Below are 3,255 nucleotides of genomic sequence, written 5' to 3'. Positions count from 1 at the left end.
GGCCTGCGGCCGGGCCGGGCTGCGGCGCCCTGGACGGCGCCGACCCCGCGTCCGCGGGGGCGGGCGCGGAGTCGGGCGTGACGGTCGCCTCGGCCTCGCGTGCGCGGGCCATCAGCGTCGCGCCCGCCACCGCCCCCGGCATCAGGAATATCGCCACCACCGGCACGAGGAACGCCAGCGTCAGCGGCACCCCGAAGCCCAGCGCCATCAGCCGCCGGCCCTTCAGCCACGCCAGCTGCTCGCGCGCGCCCACCCGGCGCCGTTCCAGCGCCACCGCCGTGAGCTCCTGCGTCAGGTAGAAGCCGGACACGCAGAACCCGATCGCCGGCACCACCGTCTGCCCCACCACCGGCAGGAAACCGAGCGCGAAGAGCACGACACCCCACACCACGACTCGCAGCAGCACGTACGCGCTGTTCTTGAGGGAGATTCCGATCTCGCGCCACCACGGGAGCCCCGACTCCGGCACCACGCCGTCCCCGGACTCCGCACGCTCGACGGCCTCCGACAGCGCCTCGTAGAACGGCTGGCCGATCAGCAGCGTCACCGCCGTGAAGGTGATCACCGCGAGGAACAGCCCGAGCGCGAAGACCAGTACCGTCATGCCGCCGCGGAACAGCCCCAGCCACGGCGACGACCAGCCGTCGGCGAACGGCGTCGCCCAGGACACCAGGTCGTCCGCCCCGTACGCGAGGCCGACCAGCGCGCCCGCGTACACCAGCAGCGTCACCAGGCCGGGCAGCAGCCCGAACCCGAACCACCTGCCGTGGCCGCCCACCCACCGCTGGCCCTTCACCAGAAAGCCGAAGCCCGCCCCGAGATCGCCCATGCGGGCCACCCTAACGGGGCGGGCTCGGCCGTCACACCGGCCGGCGAGTCACACCGGCCGACGGCTCACGCCGCTGACAGGCTCACCTCGATGTTGCCGCGCGTGGCGTTGGAGTACGGGCACACCTGGTGTGCCTTCTCCAGCAGGTCCTTCGTGGCCGCCTCGTCCAGCGCGGGCACCGACGCGACCAGCTCGACCGCGATGCCGAAACCGCCGGCCGACAGCTTGCCGATGGAGACCTTCGCAGTCACCGTCGAGCCCGAGATGTCCAGCTTCTCCTGGCGGGCGACGACGCCCATCGCGCCCTGGAAGCAGGCGCTGTAGCCGGCCGCGAACAGCTGCTCGGGGTTGGTGCCCGCGCCGTTGCCGCCCATCGACTTCGGGGGGTTGACGACGACGTCGAGCTGCCCGTCGTCGGAGGCGACGCGTCCGTCCCGGCCGTTCTCCGCGGTGGCGACGGCGGTGTACAGGGGGTCAATGCGCTCAATCGACATGTTGTGCTCGTCCGTTCTGTTTGTACGCCGCGACTCGCGCCCGCGATCGCGGCGGCCTGCGTCAACTCTAGTGCGTGGGCCTCGCGCCCAGGCCGGTGTGTCCTACTGGCCGAGGGAGACGACCATCTTGCCCGTGTTGTCCCCGCGCAGCAGCCCGAGGAACGCGTCGAAGCCGTTCTCGATTCCCTCGACGACCGTCTCGCGGTACTTGAGTTCGCCGGACGCCAGCCATCCGGACACATCCGACACGAACTGCGGCATCAGCCCCTGGTGGTCGAGGACGAGCATGCCCTGGAGACGCAGCCGCTTCCCGATCACCAGCGCGAGGTTGCGCGGTGCGGGCGGCGGCTCCGTGGAGTTGTACTGCGCGATCATGCCGCAGATGGTGGCGCGGCCGTGCAGGTTGAACGAGGAGATCGCCGCTTCGAGGTGGTCGCCGCCCACGTTGTCGAAGTAGACGTCGATGCCGTCCGGCGCGGCCTCCTTGAGCTGCTGCTTCACGGGTCCGTTCTTGTAGTTGAAGGCCGCGTCGAAGCCGTACTCCTCCGTCAGCAGGCGCACCTTCTCGTCCGAGCCCGCGGAGCCGATCACCCGGGATGCGCCCTTGATCCGCGCCATCTGCCCGACCTGGCTGCCGACGGCGCCGGCGGCGCCGGAGACGAAGACCGCGTCGCCCTCCTTGAAGGAGGCGGTCTCGAAGAGCCCCGCGTAGGCCGTGAGGCCCGTCATGCCGAGCACGCCGAGGTACGTCGAGAGGGGGGCCTTGGACGCGTCGACCTTCGTGGCGCGCTCTGCGGGGACGGACGCGTACTCGCGCCAGCCGCCGTAGTGCAGCACGTGGTCGCCGGCCGAGAAGCCCTCCGCGGCGGAGGCGATGACCTCGCCGACGGCCCCGCCGTCCATGGGGTGGTCGAGCCGGTAGGGCGCCACGTACGACTTCACGTCGTTCATCCGGCCGCGCATCGCCGGGTCGACCGAGAAGTAGAGGTTGCGGACCAGGATCCGGCCGTCCTCCGGCGCGTTGACGGGGATCTCGCGCAGCGCGACGTCGCCGGGCTCCGGCCAGCCGTCGGGGCGGGAGACGAGGTGCCAGGCGCGGCCGGACGTGGGGAGTGCGGTCATGATCCGCATGCCTCCTTCGAGGGGGGACGGGGGAAGGTGTTTCACGTGATGCTTCAGTTGATGAAACAACCTTGCATCTCAATATTTCATGATGTCAAGCACATGGGTACGCTGACACGCATGGCCACTACCCGCACCGACCCACTGACCTTCGAGGTCGTCCAGCTCATCGGCTCCGTCGTGGCCCGCTACCACGAAGAGTACGAGCGGGCCGCCGCGGAGCACTCCCTGACCGGCGCGCAGGCGCGCCTTCTCGGTCTGCTGTCCGTGGAGCCGCTGCCCATGCGCAGGATCGCCAGAAAACTGAAGTGCGAGCCGTCCAATGTGACCGGCATCGTGGACCGGCTGGAGGCGCGCGGGCTGGTCGAGCGCAGGCCGGACCCGGACGACCGCAGGGTGAAGCTCGCCGCCCCCACCGCGAGCGGCCTGGCCACCGCGAAGCTGCTGCGTGGCTCGCTCGACTTCGCTCGCGAGCCGCTCGCGGAGCTGTCGGATGACGAGCGCCGCACCCTGCGCGACCTGCTGCGGCGCATGCTGGGCGACGACGCGGAGCTGTGAGGCCGGGGCGAGCCGGGCGGGTGGGCGCGAGAGGGCCTGCGGGGTCAGCCGCACCACCACAGGAACCGGGTGCAGTGGCTCCTGGTCGGTTGCGGCGCCGGCGGCGGGCCGGTCTGCGTCGGCCCGGGTGTCACGGGCGCCGACTGCGGGGGCGTGCCGGGCGTGGACCCTCCGGGCTGCGAGGGGTCGTCGGGGCCGGTCGCGGGGTCGCCCGTCGCCGTGCCGCCGCCCGCGCCACCGCCCGCGCCGTCC

General features: G+C 71.7%; 4 protein-coding genes and 1 pseudogene. 1 reads left to right on the top strand and 4 read right to left on the bottom strand.

Annotation, left to right across the window (positions count from 1 at the left end; genetic code table 11):
- The 3 genes from JFN87_RS32675 to JFN87_RS32665 form a co-directional block, all read right to left on the bottom strand.
- On the bottom strand, nucleotides 1-829 hold an 829-nt coding region (locus tag JFN87_RS32675), incomplete at its 3' end, for an EI24 domain-containing protein (RefSeq protein WP_209346080.1).
- A gap of 65 nt (nucleotides 830-894) precedes the next feature.
- Entirely contained in the window at nucleotides 895-1,323 is a 429-nt protein-coding gene (locus JFN87_RS32670; protein ID WP_209346078.1) for an organic hydroperoxide resistance protein, read from the bottom strand.
- Between the two features lie 102 nt (nucleotides 1,324-1,425).
- Nucleotides 1,426-2,448: an NADP-dependent oxidoreductase gene (locus JFN87_RS32665; protein WP_209346081.1), complete on the bottom strand. Its 1,023-nt coding sequence runs from the start codon at nucleotides 2,446-2,448 to the stop codon at nucleotides 1,426-1,428.
- Nucleotides 2,449-2,565: 117 nt separating this feature from the next.
- Between JFN87_RS32665 and JFN87_RS32660 the strand changes: the two genes are divergently transcribed.
- A complete protein-coding gene (locus JFN87_RS32660) occupies nucleotides 2,566-3,003 on the top strand; it encodes a MarR family winged helix-turn-helix transcriptional regulator (protein WP_209346076.1) in 438 nt (145 codons plus the stop codon).
- Between the two features lie 44 nt (nucleotides 3,004-3,047).
- Here JFN87_RS32660 and JFN87_RS32655 read toward each other — a convergent pair.
- Nucleotides 3,048-3,255: pseudogene (locus JFN87_RS32655) on the bottom strand (hypothetical protein); the annotation flags it as partial.

This window comes from Streptomyces montanisoli, assembly GCF_017813245.1.
Taxonomy (GTDB): domain Bacteria; phylum Actinomycetota; class Actinomycetes; order Streptomycetales; family Streptomycetaceae; genus Streptomyces; species Streptomyces montanisoli.
This window is presented reverse-complemented; position numbering and strand designations above follow the sequence as displayed.